This is a genomic window from Candidatus Brevundimonas phytovorans, from assembly GCA_029203145.1.
In the GTDB taxonomy this organism is placed as follows: Bacteria; Pseudomonadota; Alphaproteobacteria; order Caulobacterales; family Caulobacteraceae; genus Brevundimonas; species Brevundimonas phytovorans.
Genome location: CP119309.1, coordinates 2271789 through 2291153, shown reverse-complemented (window position 1 = coordinate 2291153; position 19365 = coordinate 2271789). Strand labels below are relative to the sequence as shown.

19 protein-coding genes are annotated in these 19365 nt (G+C 69.2%); 8 read left to right on the top strand and 11 right to left on the bottom strand.

The window, feature by feature from the left end; translation table 11 throughout:
* Positions 1–38 precede the first annotated feature (38 nt).
* Together P0Y52_11270 and P0Y52_11265 are read right to left on the bottom strand one after the other, a co-directional pair.
* Positions 39–761 carry a DUF6456 domain-containing protein gene (locus P0Y52_11270; protein WEK57117.1) on the bottom strand — a complete coding sequence of 241 codons (723 nt, stop codon included), beginning with the start codon at positions 759–761 and terminating at the stop codon, positions 39–41.
* Positions 758–1144: a chromosomal replication initiator DnaA gene (locus P0Y52_11265; protein ID WEK57116.1), complete on the bottom strand. Its 387-nt coding sequence runs from the start codon at positions 1142–1144 to the stop codon at positions 758–760. Before P0Y52_11265 ends, P0Y52_11270 begins: the two co-directional genes overlap by 4 nt.
* A 373-nt stretch (positions 1145–1517) precedes the next feature.
* On the opposite strand from P0Y52_11265, the gene P0Y52_11260 reads away from it, so the two are divergent.
* Positions 1518–2219 carry a response regulator transcription factor gene (locus P0Y52_11260; protein WEK57115.1) on the top strand — a complete coding sequence of 234 codons (702 nt, stop codon included), beginning with the start codon at positions 1518–1520 and terminating at the stop codon, positions 2217–2219.
* 87 nt (positions 2220–2306) lie between these two features.
* Here P0Y52_11260 and P0Y52_11255 read toward each other — a convergent pair whose 3' ends face one another.
* From P0Y52_11255 to fliI, 3 genes are read right to left on the bottom strand one after another with little or no spacing between them, the layout of a single operon-like run.
* On the bottom strand, positions 2307–3374 hold the full coding sequence (locus P0Y52_11255; protein WEK57114.1) for an endo-1,4-beta-xylanase: 1068 nt from the start codon (positions 3372–3374) through the stop codon (positions 2307–2309).
* Between the two features lie 37 nt (positions 3375–3411).
* Complete coding sequence (locus P0Y52_11250) at positions 3412–3825, bottom strand: flagellar export protein FliJ (GenBank protein WEK57113.1); 414 nt, start codon at positions 3823–3825, stop codon at positions 3412–3414.
* Between the two features lie 19 nt (positions 3826–3844).
* Positions 3845–5182, bottom strand: a complete 1338-nt coding sequence (fliI, locus tag P0Y52_11245; GenBank protein ID WEK57112.1) for a flagellar protein export ATPase FliI — start codon at positions 5180–5182, stop codon at positions 3845–3847.
* A gap of 196 nt (positions 5183–5378) precedes the next feature.
* Between fliI and P0Y52_11240 the strand changes: the two genes are divergently transcribed.
* Complete coding sequence (locus P0Y52_11240; GenBank protein WEK57111.1) at positions 5379–6788, top strand: methyl-accepting chemotaxis protein; 1410 nt, start codon at positions 5379–5381, stop codon at positions 6786–6788.
* A gap of 4 nt (positions 6789–6792) precedes the next feature.
* On the opposite strand, the gene P0Y52_11235 is transcribed toward P0Y52_11240, so the two are convergent.
* Positions 6793–7704 (bottom strand): DMT family transporter, encoded by a 912-nt coding sequence (locus P0Y52_11235; protein WEK57110.1) that lies wholly within the window; start codon positions 7702–7704, stop codon positions 6793–6795.
* Positions 7705–7791: 87 nt separating this feature from the next.
* Here P0Y52_11235 and P0Y52_11230 point away from each other — a divergent pair, with 87 nt between their 5' ends.
* The 4 genes from P0Y52_11230 (at position 7792) to P0Y52_11215 (ending at position 11247) form a co-directional block, all read left to right on the top strand.
* Complete coding sequence (locus P0Y52_11230) at positions 7792–8274, top strand: Lrp/AsnC family transcriptional regulator (GenBank protein WEK57109.1); 483 nt, start codon at positions 7792–7794, stop codon at positions 8272–8274.
* A gap of 110 nt (positions 8275–8384) precedes the next feature.
* Complete coding sequence (cysK, locus tag P0Y52_11225; GenBank protein WEK57108.1) at positions 8385–9365, top strand: cysteine synthase A; 981 nt, start codon at positions 8385–8387, stop codon at positions 9363–9365.
* A 70-nt stretch (positions 9366–9435) separates the two neighbouring features.
* Entirely contained in the window at positions 9436–10653 is a 1218-nt protein-coding gene (locus tag P0Y52_11220; GenBank protein WEK57107.1) for a DUF2336 domain-containing protein, read from the top strand.
* Positions 10654–10818: 165 nt separating this feature from the next.
* On the top strand, positions 10819–11247 hold the full coding sequence (locus tag P0Y52_11215; protein WEK57106.1) for a MucR family transcriptional regulator: 429 nt from the start codon (positions 10819–10821) through the stop codon (positions 11245–11247).
* A 282-nt stretch (positions 11248–11529) separates the two neighbouring features.
* Here P0Y52_11215 and P0Y52_11210 read toward each other — a convergent pair whose 3' ends face one another.
* The 3 genes from P0Y52_11210 to P0Y52_11200 all read right to left on the bottom strand — a co-directional run bounded on the left by P0Y52_11210 (position 11530) and on the right by P0Y52_11200 (position 14809).
* Positions 11530–12648, bottom strand: coding sequence for a DUF2336 domain-containing protein (locus P0Y52_11210; GenBank protein WEK57105.1), 1119 nt, complete (start codon positions 12646–12648; stop codon positions 11530–11532).
* Positions 12645–13691, bottom strand: a complete 1047-nt coding sequence (locus tag P0Y52_11205) for a hypothetical protein (GenBank protein ID WEK57104.1) — start codon at positions 13689–13691, stop codon at positions 12645–12647. Before P0Y52_11205 ends, P0Y52_11210 begins: the two co-directional genes overlap by 4 nt.
* Positions 13692–13780: 89 nt before the next feature.
* Positions 13781–14809, bottom strand: coding sequence for an ABC transporter substrate-binding protein (locus P0Y52_11200; GenBank protein ID WEK57103.1), 1029 nt, complete (start codon positions 14807–14809; stop codon positions 13781–13783).
* 782 nt (positions 14810–15591) lie between these two features.
* On the opposite strand from P0Y52_11200, the gene rsgA reads away from it, so the two are divergent.
* Together rsgA and P0Y52_11190 are read left to right on the top strand one after the other, a co-directional pair.
* Positions 15592–16677, top strand: coding sequence for a ribosome small subunit-dependent GTPase A (rsgA, locus tag P0Y52_11195; protein ID WEK57102.1), 1086 nt, complete (start codon positions 15592–15594; stop codon positions 16675–16677).
* A gap of 92 nt (positions 16678–16769) precedes the next feature.
* A complete protein-coding gene (locus P0Y52_11190) occupies positions 16770–17096 on the top strand; it encodes a hypothetical protein (GenBank protein WEK57101.1) in 327 nt (108 codons plus the stop codon).
* Between the two features lie 78 nt (positions 17097–17174).
* Here P0Y52_11190 and P0Y52_11185 read toward each other — a convergent pair whose 3' ends face one another.
* Positions 17175–17372 carry a hypothetical protein gene (locus tag P0Y52_11185; GenBank protein ID WEK57100.1) on the bottom strand — a complete coding sequence of 66 codons (198 nt, stop codon included), beginning with the start codon at positions 17370–17372 and terminating at the stop codon, positions 17175–17177.
* A 139-nt stretch (positions 17373–17511) separates the two neighbouring features.
* Positions 17512–19344: an ABC-F family ATP-binding cassette domain-containing protein gene (locus P0Y52_11180; GenBank protein ID WEK57099.1), complete on the bottom strand. Its 1833-nt coding sequence runs from the start codon at positions 19342–19344 to the stop codon at positions 17512–17514.
* Between the last annotated feature and the right edge of the window lie 21 nt (positions 19345–19365).

Below are 19365 nucleotides of genomic sequence, written 5' to 3'. Positions count from 1 at the left end.
CAATCTGTCACGGTCTTCGGGCTCTGGCGCGTCCTTTCTCAGCCGAGGCCATAGTGGTCGGCCAAGGCCTGCAGGCCCTGTTTCAGCACGGTCTTGCCCTGGCGGCGCCGCAGGGAGAGGGTCTGTTCCGCCAGTTGCAGCGACGTGCCGTGGATGCAGACGTGTTCGACCAGGGCGCGCAGGCACGGGCCGCAGGCGGAAAGCGCGGCCTCGACGCGGGCTGAGGCCGACAAGGCGCGATCGGTCGGCTCGACGCGGGCCGAGGAGCCGCCGCCGGCGCGAGGCAGGGCGTCCCAGCGCATGGTGAGCGAGGGGCTGCTGAGGGCCGTCTCGGCCTCCTGCCGCAGCCGCTCGCCCGCGGCGACCTCGGCAGGGCTGAGCCAGGGCCGGCCCGAGGCGTCCTTGCGCCGGGCCAGCCAGGCGATCGGGCTTTCCCCCAGATTGGCGCGGCGCAGGCTCAGGCGGCCGTCAGGCTCCATGACGGGGCGTTCGCCCTCGATCAGGCCGGGGCGGCCGGGCGGCGGCGAGGGCGAAAGCGAGGTGTTGGTCGCGGGCTGGGGGCGGGGCAGCCAGCCGCCGCCGTCGCGCCGCTTCAGGCCGGGCCGCTCGATCAGGGCGCGGAACGCCGTCTCGTCCAGGGTCAGCACCACCCGCCCGCGCCGGTCGCCGCCGAGCCGCAGGGGGTAGGCGGCGCCCGACTGGTCCAGCCAGGCGCCGGGACGGTCCAGCAGGGCGCGCGCCCGTTCCAGCAGCCGGCTCATCGGCCGCCGCCCGGCGTCGCGGCCAGGTCGATGGCGGGCAGTTCCGACACCGCGCGCAGACAGGCCTCCAGCCCGTCCATGACCGCGTCGTACCGATCGTTGTCGCGCGCATCCTCGGCCCAGCGGCAGGCGGTCGAGGCCGTGGCGCGGTTCAGGCCGAAGGCGTGGCCGACCCGCTCCAGCGGCCAGCCATAGGAGACATGGGCCAGATACATGGCCGACCAGCGGGCGCGACAGGCGCGGGGCCGCGTCCGCTCGCGCCGCAGCATCTCGGACGCCGGCGCGCCGAAGGCGTAGGCCGCCAGATGCAGGGCCGCGTCGGCGCGGATGCGGTCGCCCTCCGTCACCGGCACGCGATAGGGCTCGGCCCGATAGGATTCCATGTCGTCAGTTGCTCCCGAACGTCTTTTTCTGTGACCCCATCCTAGGGTCGGCGACGGGGTGGGCTAGGAATCTTGTCCTAATGCACGTCAGAATCGGACGCTTCGCCTTGTCGGGCGCGGGATTGGCTGTGGACGATTGGGTGCGCGACGGGGGAATGTTTCGCGCGTCAAGGGGGCATGTCGCGCCACATGGTTAATAAATTAACGAATCCTTGACTCGGGACTCTCGACGGCGATTCGCAAATCAGCCTAAGCGTTTCATATCGGGACCCGTTAACCCTTCTTAAGGTTTTGACCCGTTAACGTTGGAACAAGGTTACCCGGTCGTCGTCTTCTCGGCGGTCGCAGCCAAGCTTTGCCTGGAGGGGCATGAATGCGCGTCCTGCTGATTGAAGACGATCACGCCACCGCCCAGAGCATCGAACTGATGCTCAAGTCGGAAGGCTTTAATGTCTATACGACCGACCTGGGTGAAGAAGGCATCGATCTGGGCAAGATCTATGACTACGACCTCATTCTGCTGGACCTGAACCTGCCCGACATGAGCGGCCTCGAGGTTCTGCGTCAGCTGCGCGTCGGCAAGATCAATACGCCGGTCATGATCCTCTCGGGCACGCACGAGATTGAAACCAAGGTCAAGACCTTCGGCGGCGGCGCCGACGACTATCTGACCAAGCCCTTCCACAAGGACGAGCTGATCGCGCGCACCCACGCCGTGGTCCGTCGCTCCAAGGGTCACGCCCAGGCCATCATCCACACCGGCGAGATCGCCGTGAACCTGGACGCCAAGACGGTCGAGGTCGACGGTCACCGCGTGCACCTGACCGGCAAGGAATATCAGATGCTGGAGCTGCTCTCGCTCCGCAAGGGCACGACCCTGACCAAGGAAATGTTCCTGAACCATCTCTATGGCGGCATGGACGAGCCCGAGCTGAAGATCATCGACGTCTTCATCTGCAAGCTGCGCAAGAAGCTGGCGACGGCGGCGAACGGCAAGCACTACATCGAAACCGTCTGGGGCCGGGGCTATGTCCTGCGCGACCCGTCGGAAGGCGCGATCAACGTCGCCGCCTGATTGACCGCCTGAGCCTCCACTCAGGTCTGGAATTGGAAGCGCCCGCCGGGAAACCGGCGGGCGTTTTTTCTGTCTTGGCCTTCTCCCTCAAGGGGAGAAGGATGAAGCCAACGCGTGGAACATCGGATTGGCCCGGCCCGCCGCGTCGAACAGCAGGGGGCTGTCCTTGCCGTCGTCCTCGGACCCGCGCCGCAGCCAGCTGTCGGTGTCGCGCAGGCCCCAGACGGTGAAGGCGAACTGCTGGGCGCGGGGCAGGGCCATGAAGGCCTCCGCCAGTTCGGCGACGCGGGCGGTCTGTTGCGCGATCCGCTGCTGGCGCGGCTTCAGGTCGAACAGGCGGTTTCCGCTCCGTAGCGAGGCGTCCAGTTCGGCGACGTGGATGGGCAGGCCGAACTGGGCCAGCTCGCGCATGAAGGCGGCGGCCTGTCCTGCGGGAATATCGATGTCGAGATGGCTCTGCGTGCCCAGACCCGTGACCGGGGCGCCCGCCTTCAGCAGCCGTTCGACCAGCCGCAGATAGGTGGCGCCCTTCACCGGATTGTTCTCGAGGTCGTAGTCGTTGAGGAAGAGGACCGCTTCGGGCGCGGCCAGCCTCGCCTGCTCGAAGGCGCGGATGATATAGGCGTCGGTCCCGCCCAGACCCTCGCTCCAGACGCAGTCGCGCAAGCCCTTGCCGTCGTGCGTCACCGGCTCGTTGACCACGTCCCAGCCGACGATCTGGCTGCGCCAGCGGCCAGCGACTTCGGCGATATAGCGGTCGTATTCGGCGGCGAAACGGGCGCGGTCGCCGGTCAGGGCTTTGAACCAGGGGTGGTCCTGCGCGTACCAGATCAGGGCGTGGCCAAAGAGGCGCAGGCCGTGATCGCGGGCGAAGACGGCGATGCGGTCGGGCGCGTCGAAGCGCAGCGAGCCGTCGGCCTGGAGGATGTACTCCATCTTCATCTCCCACTCGGGCGTGAGCTGGGAGACGTGATCGGACGCCAGCCTGACCCAGGCCGGGTCCGACAGTTGGCCCGTCATGCAGGCCGTGCCGACGGGGAAGGGGGCGAGGGATTTCAGCGGGCGGACGGGGCCGCTCGGAACCGGCGTGGCCGCTTCGCCGGGACCGCAGGCAGCGAGGGCGAGCGTCGAGGCTAGCAGGGCGCGGCGCGACATATCCTCTCCCGCGCGCGGGGGAGGATCTAGAGGCGTGTCAGCCCCCCGCACGGCGCCTCAGGCCCATTTCGTCGAAGGCGGCGGTTTCGCGTTTGGCGGCGGCGAGCAGCTTGCTGAGGCGGGTCGCCTCGGCGACGTGCTCGAACTTCTTCAACTCCTCGAAGGCGCTGGTCAGGGCGTCGCGGGCGCCTTCTTCCTCGGCGCCGACAGCGGCGACCAGGCCTTCGGCGTCAGCGCGCTTCAGCGCCCAGCCCTTGAGGTAGGCTTGCAGCATCATGCCGGAGGTCGGGTCCAGACGGGCGTTCTGGCGCTCGATCTCGACCTCGGCGTCCAGCACGGCGACGCGCATCTCGGCCTCGGCCTTGCGGGCGGCGACCTCGGCCAGACGCTTCTGCAGCGTCTCGACTTCGTAGTTGGAGATGCGGATCAAGGATTGAGCCCAGGCGGTCATAAGGTGTTCCAGATCACGGTTAGACCATTCCTTGGTTCAGAATGGTTTCCAGACGGTCAAAGCTTTCGCTCAAACTGGTGTGGTCGTCCTTGTCCTGGCCGAGGAAGTCCTCGAGCGCGGGGTTCAGGGCGATGGCGCGGTCGACGATGGGGTCGGCCCCGGTGCGGTAGGCGCCGATCTTGATCAGCTCTTCCATGTTGGCATAGGCCGACAGGCACTGACGGGCGCGGCGGTTCAGTTCACGCTCGGGCGGGGTCTGACAGCCGGGCAGGGTCCGGCTGACCGACTTCAGCACGTCGATGGCGGGGAAGCGGCCGCGCTCGGCGATCTTGCGGTCCATGACGATGTGGCCGTCGAGGATGCCTCGCACGGCGTCGGCGATCGGCTCGTCATGGTCGCCGCCGTCCACCAGAACGGTGAACAGGGCGGTGATCGGCCCGGCCTCGGTACCGTCGGGGCGGATCGGGCCGGGACCGGCGCGCTCCAGCAGCTTGGGCAGTTCGGTGAAGACGGTGGGCGTATAGCCCTTGGTCGTCGGCGGCTCGCCTGCGGCCAGACCGATCTCGCGCTGGGCCATGGCGAAGCGGGTGACGCTGTCCATCAGGCACAGGACTTCCAGCCCTTGGTCTCTCAGGTATTCCGAGATGGCCAGGGTCATATAGGCCGACTGGCGCCGCTTCAGCGCCGGTTCGTCCGAGGTGGCGACGACGACGATGGCGCGCTTCAGGCCCTCTTCGCCGAGGGTCTCCTCGATGAACTCGCGGACCTCGCGGCCCCGCTCGCCGATAAGGCCGACGACGACGACGTCGCAGGTGGCCTGCTTGGCCAGCATGGACAGAAGCACCGACTTGCCCACGCCCGAACCGGCGAAGATGCCGAGGCGCTGACCCCGGCAGGTGGTGGTGAAGACGTCCATCGAGCGCACGCCCAGATCCAGCCGCTCGCCCACCCGGCCGCGCGAATGGGCCGGGGGCGGCGAGGCGCGCAGGGGGTAGGGGACGGCGCCTTGCGGCAACGGCCCCAGACCGTCGATGGGCAGGCCGAAGGCGTCGATGATGCGGCCCAGCCAGGCCGTCGTCGGGCGCACGCTGGCGGCGGTGTCGATGATCTTGATGTCGGCGCCGGGGGCCACGCCCTCGACCGGACCGAAGGGCATCAGCAGGGCCTTGGCGTCGCGGAAACCGACGACCTCGGCGGGCAGGGGGGCTTGTCCGCGCCGCTCGATCTCGGCCCGGGCGCCGACCGCCAGACGCGACAGGCCGCCGCGCGATTCGATCAGCAGTCCGCTGACGCCCGCCACCTTGCCGGTGACGACCAGCGGGTCGATCGCTTCGACGGCGGCGACGAGATTGCGCAAAGAAACGGCCCCTGAAGACGGCGTCGGGGTGGTCCGAACGCAGCGCCTCTATCCGTTAACGGATGCCTCATCGTGGTTAACGAGCGGTGAAGTCGGGCTACGGGTTGGCCCTTAGATCGCGCCGCAGAAAAAGGAAGGTTTCAAATTTTACACTCCAGGCGCAATCAACCGAAGCTATCGCTGGGGAGCGGGCTGGATGTTCGGCAACAAACGCCACAAGCAGATGGAGCAGAAGCTCCATGATCTGGATAGTAAGCTGGCCGCCATCGGCCGGTCCCAGGCCCTGATCGAGTTCGATCTGGACGGGGTCATACTGGACGCCAACGACAACCTGCTGAAGACCATGGGTTATCGTCTCGACGAAATCAGGGGCCAGCACCACCGCATCTTCATGGACCCTGCCGAAGCGGCCAGCCCGGCCTACGCCCAGTTCTGGCAGGATCTCAACGCGGGGCGCTTCGTCGCCACCAAGTTCCGCCGTCTGGCCAAGGGCGGGCGCGAGGTCTGGCTGCAGGCCAGCTACAACCCGGTCATGGGCCCCGACGGCCGGCCCAGCAAGGTGGTCAAGCTGGCGGTGGACATCACCGAGGCCGAACAGGAGGCCGCCCGCCGCGAGGCTGCGCGGCTGGAGGCCGAGGCGGCCCAGAACGGCCTGGTCGAGGCCCTGGCGGGCAGCCTGTCGCGGCTGTCGGACGGCGACCTGACGGCCCTGATCGAACGCGACATGGACGGCGCCCACGGTCGGGTGAAGGACGACTTCAACAATGCAGTCGACTGCCTGCGCCAGACCATGAACCAGGTGCTGCACGCCGTGTCCGGTCTGCGCGGCGGCTCGGACGAAATCTCCACCGCCTCGGACGACCTGTCGCGCCGCACCGAGCAGCAGGCGGCTTCGCTGGAAGAAACCGCCGCCGCCCTCGACGAGATCACCGCCACGGTGAAGCGCAGCGCCGAGGGCGCGCGCCAGGCGGCGACGGTCGCCGGCGAGGCGCGCGGCCAGGCCGATCGCTCGGGCCTGGTGGTGCGCGAGGCGGTCGCGGCCATGGACGGCATCCGTCAGAGCTCGAACCAGATCAGCGACATCATCGGCGTCATCGACGAGATCGCCTTCCAGACCAATCTGCTGGCCCTGAACGCCGGCGTCGAGGCGGCGCGGGCGGGCGACAGCGGGCGAGGCTTTGCGGTCGTCGCCTCCGAGGTCCGCGCGCTGGCGCAGCGGTCCGCCGAGGCGGCCAAAGAGATCAAGGCCCTGATTTCCGCCTCCGCCGCCGAGGTGGCGCAAGGCGTCAAGCTGGTCAATGAGGCGGGCGCCTCGCTGGAGGGCATCGCCGGCAAGGTGGGTGAGATGGACGCCCTGGTGGCCGAGATCGCGGCCTCGGCCCAGGAACAGTCCTCGGGTCTGGGCCAGGTCAATGCGGCGGTGAACCAGATGGATCAGGTGACGCAGCAGAATGCCGCCATGGTCGAGCAGACCACGGCGGCGGCGGCCAACCTGAAGACCGAGGCCGAAGGGCTGGCCCGCATGGTCGGGCGCTTCCGCACGGGCGAGGCCGGGGCGCCGACCGTGCTGGAAGAGCAGCGGGCGCGGCTGCGGGCCGCCTTCTGATCCGTCAGGCCGGGGCGCCGGGTTCGCTGAGGTCGGGGGACTGGCCCCTCGGCGCGGTCAGGACGGCGCCGATGGAGGCGGCGATGATGCAGCCGATCGCCAGCCACTGCAGAGGGCTGAGCTGTTCGTGCAGCAGAACCATGCCCGCCACGGCGCCGATGGCCGGCTCGACGCTGAGCAGGACGCCGAAGGTGCGCTTGGGGATGTGACGCAGGGCGATCATCTCCAGCGAATAGGGCAGGGCGCTGGACACCAAAGCCACGCCGAGACCCAGCAGCAGGACCGAGGGCGCCAGCAGGGCCGCGCCCGCCGTCGAGACGCCGAAGGGCAGGATGACCAGGGCGGCGGTGCTCATGCCCAGCGCCACCGACTGACCCGCGTGCATGTGCGACAGGCGCTTGCCGAAGACGATATACAGAGCCCAGCACAGGCCGGCGAAGGCGGCGAAGCCGACGCCGACCGGGTCCAGCCCCTCGACCCCGCTCCAGATCGGCAACAGCAGGGCCAGGCCGGCGACGGCCAGGCCGACCAGGGCGAAATGCACCAGCTTGCGGGAATGGATCAGGGCCAGGGCCAGCGGACCGCTGAACTCAATGGCGATGGCCAGGCCGAGCGGAATGGTCCGCAGCGCCATGTAAAAGCTGAGGTTCATCAGTCCCAGCACCAGGCCGTAGAGCAGCACCCGTCCGGCGTCGGCGCGGGTCAGCCGGAACCGCCACGGCCGCCAGACGGCGATCAGGACCAGGGCCGACAGGCCGACGCGCAAGGTCGCCGTGCCCTCCGCCCCGACGAGCGGAAACAGGCCCTTGGCGAAGGAGGTGCCGACCGCCAGCGACACCATCCCGCCGACCAGGGCGAGATAGGGCAGGGCGGCCGAAAGGCGCGGCGAATCCAGGGACAGGGTGGGGGTGGACATCGGCCGGGAACCTAGTGAAAAGCCGCCTGTGTTTCTCGCTGAAATCTGCTGATAGAATGCAAGAAAGCATCATCAGGGTGAATTCAAATGCAGGAAACTGTCGCTCTCGATGACTTCGACCGTCGTCTGCTGGATCTGGTGCGGCGTGACAACCTGCAGCCCGCGCGGGTGCTGGCCGAAAAGGTCGGGCTATCGGAATCGGCGGTGTCGCGGCGGCTGCGGCGTCTGCGCGACGACAGGGTCATCGTCGCCGACGTGGCGGTGATCGACGAGGGGCGGCTGGAGCGCGCCCTGACCATGCATGTCCTGGTCGAGATGGAGCGCGAGGGGACCGCCGTGCTGGACGCCCTGATCGCCAGCCTGACCGCCCGTCCCGAGGTCCAGGCCGCCTGGTATGTGACCGGCGAGACCGATTTCGTCCTCTATGTCCGCGTGCCGACGATGGAGGCCTATGAGGTCTTTACGCGTGAGGTGCTGAACGACGACGCGCGGGTGCGGGCCTTCAAGACCCTGATCTCGATCCGCGAGGTCCTGCCCTTTGATCCGGCGCGGCGGCGATTGGCGGGGTGAGGGTCTATAGCTGCGCTTAAACGGCGGTGAGAAATCCTGTGAGGCGCGATCTTGCCTCGGGCGTATAAGGGCTGTCACTTAGACGAAACTCGCCGCACGGAGATCTCCCCATGTCCGACACCGCCTACGACGCCAGCCGCCACAAGAAGGCCGGACGCGGCCGGGTCTATGACAGCATCATCGACACCATCGGCGACACGCCCCTGGTGCGGCTGCCCAATCTGACGGCGGAGTATCAGCCCAAGGCCACCGTGCTGGCCAAGCTGGAGTTCTTCAACCCGATCGCCTCGGTCAAGGACCGCATCGGCGTGGCCATGGTCGAGGCCTTGGAGCAGGCGGGCAAGATCAAGCCCGGCTCCGTGCTGATCGAGCCGACCTCGGGCAACACCGGCATTGCTCTGGCCTTCGTGGCGGCGTCCAAGGGCTACAAGCTGATCCTGGTCATGCCCGAGAGCATGTCGATCGAACGCCGCAAGATGCTGGCCCTGCTGGGCGCCGAACTGGTGCTGACCCCGGCGGAGCAGGGGATGAAGGGCGCCATCAGCATGGCCCAGGATCTGATCGCCCGCACCCCCGGCGCCGTCAGCCCCTCGCAGTTCGAGAACCCCGCCAACCCGGTCATCCACGAGGTCACGACCGCCGAGGAGATCTGGAACGACACGGCGGGCGCGGTGGACATCGTCGTCGCCGGGGTGGGCACCGGCGGCACCATCACCGGCGTCGGCCATGCGCTGAAGGCCAGGAAGCCCTCGGTGAAGATGATCGCCGTCGAGCCGACCGCCTCGCCGGTCCTGTCGGGCGGCGCGCCGGGGCCGCACAAGATCCAGGGCATCGGCGCCGGCTTCGTGCCCTCCATCATCGACCGCGCCGTGATCGACGGGGTCGAACAGGTCTCAAACGACGAAGCCTTCGACATGGCGCGCAAGGTGGCGCGGGTCGAGGGCGTGCCGGTCGGCATCAGCTCGGGCGCGGCCCTGATCGCCGCCTTCCGCCAGGCCGCGCTGGACGAGAACGCCGGCAAGACCATCGTCGCCATCATCCCCAGCTTCGCCGAACGCTACCTGTCCACGGCCCTGTTCGAAGGGCTGTAGGTCAGTAGAAAAAGGCAGGTTTTTTCGCCCTCACGCGCGGTTAACCGGCTCGCGCTAGGGTAGCGTGACCATGTCTGTACCGGCCGCCATTCCTGTCCCCGACCGCCCGCCCGGGTCGTCGAAAGCGCGCCAGACGCTGCTGCGGCGGCTGGCGGACGTCGTCTGCCTGCCCGCCAGCCGGGTTAACGCCTTTGAGCGGGCGGTGACGGGCGACCTGCTGGTGGACCTGCTGCGGCTGGCCTCCGTCGAGGAGCGGCGGCGGGTGGCGGTGCGGCTGGCCCCGCTGGCGGAACTGCCCGACAGCCTGGCGCGACTGCTGCTGCGCGACGAGCCCTCGGTGGCCGGACCGCTGATCGAGCAGTGCGCCTCGCTGACCGACGTGGACCTGATCGGCTGCGCCCGCGACGCGGGCATCGCCCATCGGCTGCTGATCGCTGAGCGGCGCGGCCTGTCCGAGGTCGTGACCGAGACGCTGCTGAGCTTTGGCGAGGACGCCGTCATCGAGGCGGTGCTGAAGAACGCCTCGGCGCGCCTGGCTCAGGGGGCCATCGAGGGCGTGGTGGCCCTGAGCCGTCAGAGCCGGGGGCTGTGCGCCCCCTTGCTGAAGCGGGCGGAGCTGAGGCCGTCGGGCGCCTATGTCATGTTCTGGTGGTGCGGACCCGAGGAGCGGCGGATCGTCCTGCAACGCTTCGCCGTGTCGCGCGAAGTGCTTCAGGACAGCGTCGAGGACTTGTTCGCCCTGGCCGCCGCCGAGGGTTGGTCAGACCCGGTGACGCGCAAGGCCCTGCAGTTCATCGAGCGGCGCCAGCGCAACCGCGCCGCCATCGACAAGAGCCCCTATAGCGGCCTGGAAGCGGCGGTCGCGGCCGCCGGCGACGGCGGCATGACCCGCGACCTGGTCAGCGAGATCGGCCATTTGTCGGGGATCAAGCCCCTGACCTCAGCCAAGATCATGGGCGACGCGGGCGGCGAGCCCCTGGCCATTCTGTGCAAGGCCACCGGCCTGTCGCGCCTGGATCTTCAGGCCCTGTGGCGAGGCCTGCGCCGCCCGGAGCTGACCACCGACGGCGAGGTCCATCCCGACTGGGAGCGGGTGCAGATCACCTATGAGATGCTGGCGGTCGATCGGGCCCAGACAGTGCTGCGTTACTGGAACTGGTCCCTGTCATCGGCCCTGACGCCGGCCCTGTTGCGCGCCATCCGCGAGGGCGACGAAGAGCTGCTCCACGAATACTCCGTGGCCGAGCGCGGAGCCATGCTGGCGCTTGCGGATAACTTCGGTCGATGAAGGCTCGCGACTGATCTTGTCATGAGATCAGTAGACGAAAGCGCCATTTCAGTGATGGCCTATGCTTGCATTGCCATTATCGCCAAACATACGTATGAAACCAATCTCCGACGGGTCGGGTCTGATCAGTCGAATGCGTTTGGCTCATGAAATAGGCGACCCCCCATGGAAGAAAAACCCGAACTGCTCGAAATGACGGCGGACATCGTGTCGGCCTATGTGAGCAACAACACCGTCTCGGCCGAGGCCGTTCCCGGCCTGATCGCTCAAATCCACGCGGCTCTGTCGGGCGTGTCTTCCGGTCCCGTCGAAGTCGAGCCCGAGCCCAAGGAACCGGCGGTTCCGGTGCGCAAGTCGATTACGCCTGACTTCCTGATCTGCCTGGAAGACGGCCGCAAGTTCAAGTCGCTGAAGCGTCACCTGCGCACCAAATACAATATGAGCCCCGAGGAATACCGGGCCAAGTGGGGTCTGGCCAAGGACTACCCCATGGTCGCCCCGAACTACGCCAAGGCCCGTTCGGACCTGGCCAAGCAGATGGGCCTGGGCCAGGGCGGCCGCAAACCGGCCCGCGCCACCCGCGCCAAGAAGTAAGACCCGACCTTTTCAAGGTTGGCGCAGCGCCCGTCTTCCGAAAGGAAGGCGGGCGTTTTGGCATTTTTGGGGCGCTAACGCCCTTCGGGTTGCTGGAGCGGATTGAGTAGGCGCGGCTTTCTCCCTCCCCTTCATGGGGAGGGTGGCTGAGCCCAAAGGGCGAAGACGGGTGGGGGCGCTTCGGCAAGTCAGACGCCGCGTTCGGTATCGCCACGCCCTCCCCACCCGGTCGCTATCGCGACCACCCTCCCCATGAAGGGGAGGGAGAGGCGTTGCGCTTCTTTAAGCCGCGTGCATGGCCTTGCGCATGCGCCAGAAGCGCAGGGTGCGCTGGGCGGCTTCGTGGGTCAGGTCGTTGTACATGCCGGCATAGGCGCGGGCCTTGCCCATGGCGTCGCCGTCGGTGTTCAGCAGGACGACGGCGTAGGTCAGGAACAGGGCGCGATCCAGGTCGGCGGCCTTGCAGACCACGGCCAGGGCGTCCAGTTCGCGCCGCTCGACGATCTGGCGGGCGGTGTGGAAGTCGATGTCGGCCAGGCGCGACAGGGCGATCAGGAAGGAGGTCCGGCTGCCCGAGCGCAGGAAGCGGGCCAGGACCGGCGGGGTCAGCTGGCTGGCGACGTTCAGTTCCTCGACATAGGCCAGGCTCTCGGCATAGTCGGGCGGCAGGGCGCCGTCGTCGGTGGCCACGCGGGTGCGCCCCGCCGTCAGCGCGGCCTCCAGCAGGGCCGGGTCCATACGGGCGTTCTGTTCCAGAATGCGCTGACGCAGGCGGGCCTCGACCTCGAAATACATCTCGTTCAGCAGATCGGGCGGCAGGTTGGCGCGCTCGACCGTGGGGGCGTGCAGGGCCGGGTTGGCGCGGGCGCGCTCGACGGCGGCCTCGCAGGCCGCGCGCGAAAGCTGGGCGCCGTCGTTGCCCAGCAGGACGCCGAGCGTCTCGTCGTCGCCGCGCTCGACGATGGCGTCGGACACCGCCTCGGACACCGAAGCCCGCTGGCTGACGGCGCGCATATGGCCCTGACCGCGCGAGCGAATGACCTGGATCAGGTCGGCCTCGGTCAGCACCGGCGAGGCGCGCAGCACGGGCTGGGCCACGTCCTCGGCCTCGTCGTTGGCCAGGCGGCGGATCAGTTGGCGGGGGGCGTCGGGCGCGGCGGCGAAGCGCTCGGCCAGTTCAGCGCGGACGGCGACCTCCATGGCGTCGGTCAGGTCGCTGAGCACCGAGCCATAGAGGGCGCTCTCGGCCTCGCTGCGCTCCGGCGCGCCGAAGAAGGTGTCGGTCAGTTCGCGCAGCAGGGCGCGCCGCTTCTCGCTGGACGTCTCCTGCGCCAGGGCGATCAGGTCCGGCAGACGCGAGGCGGCGTCGACAATGGGGGGCAGGGCGGCGCCGTCGCTCATGGCTGGTCTGTGACTTCGGTGTCAGGGGCGGCCTGGAGGCGACCGTTGGAATTGCGGATCAGGGCGGGCTGGGCCGGGGGGGCGGCCAGGTCGGTCGAGGCCGGCGGCGTCGTCAGCTCGACGGGCAGACCGTCCAGATAGACCGCCGGCGGCAGCGGCGTGGCGTCGGGCTGACGACCGGCCTGGCGGTGCAGGGAATAGTAGCGGGCGCCTTCCTGAGGCGCGGCCTGGAGGGGCTGCGGCGGCTGAGCCTGAGCCTGAGCCTGAGCCTGAGCCTGAGCCTGAGCCTGATTCTGGGGCGGCGCCGGAGTCGGGACGCGGGCTGGGGCGGTCGCCGGGGCGGGAGACGGCTCGCTCGGGGCGGCTCGCTGCAGCCGGAAGATCGGGGCGTCGCGGCGGGGCGCCATGGGGTCGAAGGCCGGGGCGTCGGGCGCGGGGGCGACCGGCGCGGCCGCTGAGGCCTCGGCGACCGGAGCGGGCATGGGCTCAGGCGGAGGCGCGGGGGCGGCGGGCGCAGCCGCCGGAGCGGGGGCGGGTTGGGCGTAGGCGACGGGCGGCTGCGGCGTCGGTTGGACGGGGGGCGGGGCCGCATAGGTCGGGGCCGCGACCGGGGGCGCATAGACGGGCTGAGGCAGAGCGCGGGTCGGCGCCGGCGGTGTCAGGTCGCGCGTCCACGGCGTCGCAGTCGGCGCAGCGTAGGCGGCGGGCGGCGGGACCGGGGCATAGACGGGGGCGTGGGGGCCGAGCCAGGCGCTGGCCGGCGTCAGATTCTGCGCCGGGGCGGTGTCGGGCATCCGGCCGAAGCCGCCGTGGGGGATGATGGGGGCGCGGCGGCGCGGCGCGTCGGCGGTCGGGTTGGCGGCATAGACGACCGGGGCGGCGGCTCCGACGGCGGCGTCCGGTGCGGCGGCGCGGGGGGGGGCGCTTTTGGTGGGCCAGGCGAGGTAGCGCTGACCCGCGCCGTCCTGGGCCGCGGCGGGCGCGGCGACGCCCAGGGCGCAGGCCCCGGCGGTCAGGATGGCGGTGATCGGCGGGCGTCGCACGGACGGCCTCCTGCATGAGACGGCGTTGAGGCGACAGCCTAGGCCGTGACGGCTTAATCCGCTGCTAACGCCGGGGTGGGGGCGGCGCCTTAGCTGCGGCCCGGCAGGTATTGGGCGGTGAAGGCCTCGCGCCAGTCGGGGGCGGCGGGGAAGGCCTCGGCGCTCTGTTCGGCGAAAGCCTGCCAGCGCTCGGGCGTCATGGCCCCCAGGCCGTAGAGGGCCGCGTCGCCGCCGTCGACCACGGCCTCGGTCTTCAGACTGTCGCGCGCGGCGTTCAGCAGGCGCTGGGTCAGGTCGGGGTTGGCGCGGCGGATCAGGGCGTCGCCCTTGGCCCCGTCGCCGTGGACATAGTCGCGCCAGCCCTCGACCGAGGCGGCGATGAAGTCGCGCAGGGCGCGGGCGTTGTCGCGGGCGAAGGCGTTGGGGGCCAGCACCAGGCCGCCATAGGAGGGATAGCCGTCGTCGGCGGGGATCAGGACGCGCGGCGCAATCCCGGTCTCGCGCGCGATCACGGCGGGGTCGCCCGCCGTCAGCCGCCCGACCAGCACCGCCTTCGGATCGGCCAGGAAGGCCTTGAGATTGTCCTCGGGCGCGCCGGGCCGGGCCTGGTCGGCGGTCAGCTCGAAGCGGGCGCGCAGCCAGTTCCAGAAACCGGCATGGTCGGCCGGGCTCATCAGGATGGGCCGGTCGCGCAGGGCCGACAGGGCCTCCAGCGGCTGGTTGGGCCGGGCCATCAGGACCACCGGGTCCTTTTGCAGGAAGGCGGCCACGGCCTTGACCGGGGCGCGGTCGGCGATCAGCCGCAGGGGGGCGAAGCTGTCGGCGCCCACGGCCAGTTCGACGGCGCTGGCGGCCAGCAGGGCCGGGACGTCGGCGCCCGCCGCCCCGGTCAGGATCTCGACGTTCAGGCCGCGCCGCTCATAGGCCCCGGTGGCGATGGCCTGATAGAAGCCGCCGTGGGCGGCGTTGACCGGCCCCCCGGCGGCGAGGCGCAGACGCACGCGACCCGCTTCGTCCACCGGCGCCTCGGCGCGGCCGCAGGCCGACAGGCCGCCCGCGGCGGTCAGGCCGGCGGCGCCCAGCAGCAGACTGCGGCGGGAGAACAGATCGAAGGTCATTGACTGAGGTTTAGGGATCGGCGGCGCACTTGGAAAGGTCGGCGGCGCCGCACCGCACCCTGGAATTGAGCGAGGGGACGCGATCCTGAACCGCCCGAGGGCCGTCCGTGATCCCGTCCCCTCGCCAAGTCCGGGTTGGACCTGGCCGGTTGGGTCAGGGCCTGGCCATTTTCCGAAGCGAAGATCTGAGTTTGAACGCGAAGCGTCCAAACCGATTTCGCTCTGGCGCCCCGGGCGAACCCGGCGGCGGCGGCTGGTCTCCTGGCGGCTCCTGGCTGCGTCGGGCGCGTCGTCGGGACGCGTCGTCTTCAATCCCGGCCCGGTTCTCCACAACCCCTGCGCCGAGGCGCTGAAAGGTCGGGAGCCTGTGGCCCTGCCTCGGTGTTTTCCGGTCCTCCGAAGAGGCCTGGAACCCTGGGTCAGAGAGCCGGACCGACCCGCTTGAAACCCCGCCGTCATTGCTGATCTGGGGTTTTCCGCGCCGCCGTGTCCCTCGGCCTGATGAGGTTCCGACGAACGAGGATTTCTGGCAAGCGGGTGATTCGGCGGCCTGTGGGCAAGCAGCCGCCGGTCTGTGGGCAAGTCCGGCGTCGGCTGTGGACGGAAGGAAATCGTGACGCTGAATCAGCGGCGTGCGGCGTCCACAGGAATGCAGGGGCGGCGACCGGCGCCCAAGTTCCGCGCCGTCCCAGCCATCTGACAGGTGACGGCGACGCCTGACGGGCTCATAGAGGTCGCAGAAATCCGGCGGCAGACGGCCCGGCGATAGGGATGCCCGTGACTTGATCGAACAGTATGGATGGTCCGACCTGCTGGCGGCGGCCTTTGCGCCGCACGCGCGTGCGGGCCACACCCCCGGCCGGGTCGTGCTGCAGCAGCGTGACGGCTATCTGGTCGTCACGGATGCGGGCGAGGTGCGGGCCAAGGCGTCCGGTCGTCTCCTGCATGAGGCCAAGGAGCTGGGCCACCCCGCGGTGGGCGACTGGGTGGCGCTGTCGCAGAATCCGCAGGAACGCACGGCCACCATCCACGCCATCCTGCCGCGCCGCACCGCCTTTGTCCGCCGGGCGGCGCACAGCACGCGCGGCCTGCAGATCATCGCCGCCAACATCGACGTGGCCTTTATCGTCACCTCGATGAACGCCGACCTTAATCCGCGTCGGATCCAGCGCTATCTCGCCGCCGCCTGGCAGAGCGGAGCCAGGCCCGTGGTGGTGCTGACCAAGTCCGACCTCAGCGACGCCCCTCAGGCGGTGGCCGACGACCTGGCCGCCCAGATCGCCGCCCTGGAGACCGGCTGTCCGATGCTGCTGGTCTCGGCGCGTGAGGGCGTGGGGCTGGAGGCCCTGCTGTCCGAGGTCAAACCTGGCGAGACCTGCGTCCTGATCGGCTCGTCCGGCGTCGGCAAGTCCACCCTGGTCAACGCCTTCCTGAGCGAGGACCGGATGGCGACCCAGGCCATTCGCGAGTCGGACGACCAGGGACGCCACACCACCAGCCATCGCGAGCTGATCCGTCTGCCCGGCGGCGGCATGATCGTGGACACGCCCGGCATCCGCGAAGTCGGCCTGATCGACGCCGAGGAGGGGGTCAACGCCGCCTTCGACGACATCGAGAACCTGCCCCAGGACTGCAAGTTCAGCGATTGCAGCCACGCCAACGAGCCGGGCTGCGCCGTGCGCGCGGCGCTGGAGAGCGGGGCGCTGGACCCCGACCGCTGGGCCCATTTCCAGAAGCTGAAGCTGGAGCTGGCGGCGGCGGAAGAGAAGGCGGACCGCGTGGCCAAGGACGCCGAGCGCCGCCGCCTGGCGGGGCTGCAGAAGCATTACCGCGCCACCAAGCGCAATGACCGGGGCCTGCGCGACTAATCGACCGCGATCACCCGATCGTTTGCCGAAATCAGGCGGCGTCGGCGGGCAAACCGTTTAGGGGTGAGGTTCCACCCCCAAGAGAGATGACTATGCCCGCTTACACAATCGTCACCACCAGCGCGACCGAAGGCAGCGAGGCGGCCGAGGTCAATACGCTGACGGACGACTTCGCCGACCAGAGCGAAGCCGTAGGCTATTCGCGCCGCATGGCCGAGGAGATGATCGGCATGGCCGGTCAACTGCTGCTGGACTTCGACTACAGCAATGTCGGCCTCTATGACGGCGACCTCCTGGAGGAAGACCTGGACCCCGAGCACCCGGCCTTCATCGGCATGTGGGTGCTGGACGCCGAGGGCGCCGCCTTTGTCTCCGCCGAGGACTTCCTGGCCGAGGAGGCCGAGGGCGAGCCTGCCTGACGCCGTTCAGACGGGGTCGTCAGGGGCTTTGCAGCGCTTGACGGCCCCGAGCCGTCCCCTGAGACGGCCTCGCCGCAGTCAGGCGGCTTTGCGCGCGTGGGCGTAGAGGGTGGCGATGGTCGTGTCGGTGGTGAAGACATGGGCCGAGACGGCGCCCGGATGCTGGGCCATCAGACTCGCGGCTTCGTCCTGGGCGGCCAGGGGACACTGGGCCTCCAGCACCTCCATATGGAGCGCCGACGCGCTGTCGGATTCGATCAGGCAGAAATAGGTCACGGATACCTCCCGAGCCAAAACAGGCGGGAGTGTGCGGCGTGCGTCACCGCTCTCTTCCAGTCGCGGGCGCCCAAGATAGCCTGGCCCGCGATGAGGGGAGCATACCCCGTCATCCACGGCCAAGCCTAATCGCGGGGCCTCAGCCCGCCAGGGCGGCCTTCTTCTCTTCCAGTTCCAGCCATTCCATCTCGGCGGATTCGAGGTCGGCGCGCGCCTTGTCGGCGGCCTTCATAGCGGCGTCGAAGGCCTTGGGGTCGCGGGTGTAGAGGGACTGGTCGGCCAGGATGGCGTCCTGCCTGGCGATCTGGCCGGGCAGGGCTTCCAGCAGGGCTTCCAGTTCTTTCAGCCGGTGGGCGTCCTTGAACGACAGCTTGCCGGGCTTTTTTGCGGGGGCGCGGTCAGAAGGCTCCGCCTTCTCGACCCGACGCGCCCCTTCGTCGGCGGCCTCCTTGTCCTGCGGGCGCGGATTTGAGCCGGGCTGGAGGAAGCCGGGGTTCTGACGGATGAAGTCGGTCCAGCCGCCCGGGGTTTCGACGATGTCGCCGCGCCCGTTCATGGCGATGGTGGAGGTGGCCAGACGGTCGACGAAGTCGCGGTCGTGCGACACCAGGATCAGGGTGCCGTCATAGGTCTCGAGCAGCTCTTCCAGCTTGTCGAGGGTGTCCATGTCGAGGTCGTTGGTCGGTTCGTCGAGAACCAGCATGTTGGCGGGCTTGGCCAGGGCGCGGGCCAGCAGCAGGCGGTTGCGCTCGCCGCCCGACAGGGTCGAGATCGGCTGACGCAGCTGGGCCTCGGAGAAGAGGAAGTCCTTGGCGTAGGCGGCGACGTGCTTGGAGAAGCCGCGCACGATGATGCTGTCGCCGCCGCCCGGCGTCAGGGCGTCCCACAGGGTCATGTCCGACTTCAGCCCCTCGCGCGACTGATCCAGATAGACGGGTTCCAGGTTGGAGCCGAGTTTGACCGTGCCCTCGTCGGGGGCCAGTTCGCCCAGCAGCACCTTGACCAGGGTGGTCTTGCCCGCGCCGTTGGGGCCGACGATGGCCAGCCGGTCGCCGCGGATGATGCGGGTGGTGAAGGGCTTGAAGATGACGCGGTCGCCAAAGACCTTGGACACGCCCTTGAGGTCGGCGACCAGCTTGCCCGAGGTCACGCCGGAATCGACGCCGAGATAGAGCTCGCGCGGTTGGTCCTTGGCCCGTTCGGCGTGTTCGGCGCGGAGGGCTTGCAGGGAGCGGGCGCGGCCTTCGTTGCGGCTGCGGCGCGCGGTGATGGAGGAGTAGAAGGTCGCGGTCTCGCGCTCGATGGTCTTGGACAGGCGGCGCAAGGATTCGGCCTCTTCCTCCATGACCTTGGTGGACCATTCGTCAAAGGCGTTGAAGCCCTTGTTCAGGGTGCGGACGCGGCGGTTTTCCAGCCAGTGGACGGTATTCGTCACCTTGTTCAGGAAGGCGCGGTCGTGGCTGACGACGAGGACGGCGAAGCGGGCCTGGACCAGTTCGTTTTCCAGGAGTTCGATGGCCAGGATGTCGAGGTGGTTGGTCGGCTCGTCCAGCATCAGGACGTCGGGTTCTTCGGCGAAGGCCTTGGCCAGGGCGGCGCGGCGCGTCTCGCCGCCCGACAGGCCGACAGCGGGCTTTTCCGGGTCGAGGCCGAAGGTGGCCAGCCAGCTCTCGGCGGTCCAGCGCTCGGCGCCGCCGGACGAGGCGTAGTCCAGCAGGGTGTCGCCCTTCACGTCCGGCTCTTGCGGGACATAGGCGAAGCGGGTGCCGGCCTGGACCGAGCGGTCGCCCGAGTCCTGCTCGATCAGGCCCATGACGATCTTCATCAGGGTCGACTTGCCGGCGCCGTTGCGCCCGACCAGGGCGGCGCGGCTGCGCGGTTCAACCGCCAGATCGACGCCGTCGAACAGGGGACGTTGACCGTCCTGGAGACGGACATCTTTAAGTGCGACGAGGGGGGGTCTGGCAGCCATGGCGGGGCCTATAGCCTGCCC

What these genes read in the sequence shown, in the direction of transcription:
- P0Y52_11270 (WEK57117.1), bottom strand. Translation starts at nt 761, where the DNA reads ATGAGCCGGCTGCTGGAACGGGCGCGCGCCCTGCTGGACCGTCCCGGC.
- P0Y52_11265 (WEK57116.1), bottom strand. Translation starts at nt 1,144, where the DNA reads ATGGAATCCTATCGGGCCGAGCCCTATCGCGTGCCGGTGACGGAGGGC.
- P0Y52_11260 (WEK57115.1), top strand. Translation starts at nt 1,518, where the DNA reads ATGCGCGTCCTGCTGATTGAAGACGATCACGCCACCGCCCAGAGCATC.
- P0Y52_11255 (WEK57114.1), bottom strand. Translation starts at nt 3,374, where the DNA reads ATGTCGCGCCGCGCCCTGCTAGCCTCGACGCTCGCCCTCGCTGCCTGC.
- P0Y52_11250 (WEK57113.1), bottom strand. Translation starts at nt 3,825, where the DNA reads ATGACCGCCTGGGCTCAATCCTTGATCCGCATCTCCAACTACGAAGTC.
- P0Y52_11240 (WEK57111.1), top strand. Translation starts at nt 5,379, where the DNA reads ATGTTCGGCAACAAACGCCACAAGCAGATGGAGCAGAAGCTCCATGAT.
- P0Y52_11235 (WEK57110.1), bottom strand. Translation starts at nt 7,704, where the DNA reads ATGTCCACCCCCACCCTGTCCCTGGATTCGCCGCGCCTTTCGGCCGCC.
- P0Y52_11230 (WEK57109.1), top strand. Translation starts at nt 7,792, where the DNA reads ATGCAGGAAACTGTCGCTCTCGATGACTTCGACCGTCGTCTGCTGGAT.
- cysK (WEK57108.1), top strand. Translation starts at nt 8,385, where the DNA reads ATGTCCGACACCGCCTACGACGCCAGCCGCCACAAGAAGGCCGGACGC.
- P0Y52_11220 (WEK57107.1), top strand. Translation starts at nt 9,436, where the DNA reads ATGTCTGTACCGGCCGCCATTCCTGTCCCCGACCGCCCGCCCGGGTCG.
- P0Y52_11215 (WEK57106.1), top strand. Translation starts at nt 10,819, where the DNA reads ATGGAAGAAAAACCCGAACTGCTCGAAATGACGGCGGACATCGTGTCG.
- P0Y52_11210 (WEK57105.1), bottom strand. Translation starts at nt 12,648, where the DNA reads ATGAGCGACGGCGCCGCCCTGCCCCCCATTGTCGACGCCGCCTCGCGT.
- P0Y52_11200 (WEK57103.1), bottom strand. Translation starts at nt 14,809, where the DNA reads ATGACCTTCGATCTGTTCTCCCGCCGCAGTCTGCTGCTGGGCGCCGCC.
- P0Y52_11190 (WEK57101.1), top strand. Translation starts at nt 16,770, where the DNA reads ATGCCCGCTTACACAATCGTCACCACCAGCGCGACCGAAGGCAGCGAG.
- P0Y52_11180 (WEK57099.1), bottom strand. Translation starts at nt 19,344, where the DNA reads ATGGCTGCCAGACCCCCCCTCGTCGCACTTAAAGATGTCCGTCTCCAG.